Raw genomic sequence first — 250 nt, 5'->3', positions numbered from 1 at the left:
AAATCATCAACGCTTAACTGTTTGCAATGGCAGTTCTGGATGCTCAACATCTGCAACTGTTGGTTCATCGCTGCTCGCGGGGGGTTGGGCAGTCTATTTTACAGCGTCATATTGCCTCGTTCTCGCATCATGGTTTGCCTCAAGGCAGTGACGACGCGCTACGGTATATTGCGGAACATGACGATGCGCTGGCGTTTGCGTGTATTAATCGCCAGATGATCGCTTTGCGCATAATGCAACAAGTTAAGGC

The 250-nt window shown here is 49.6% G+C and carries 1 pseudogene; it reads left to right on the top strand.

The features are described 5' to 3' along the window. Positions 1-17: 17 nt before the first annotated feature. Positions 18-250: pseudogene (locus tag RTW80_RS30225) on the top strand (RNA ligase RtcB family protein); the annotation flags it as partial.

The sequence above is a fragment of the Escherichia sp. AM3 genome, from assembly GCF_032029835.1.
Taxonomy (GTDB): domain Bacteria; phylum Pseudomonadota; class Gammaproteobacteria; order Enterobacterales; family Enterobacteriaceae; genus Escherichia; species Escherichia coli.
Note: the sequence above shows the minus strand (reverse complement) of the source record. Positions and strands in the feature narration are given on the sequence as shown.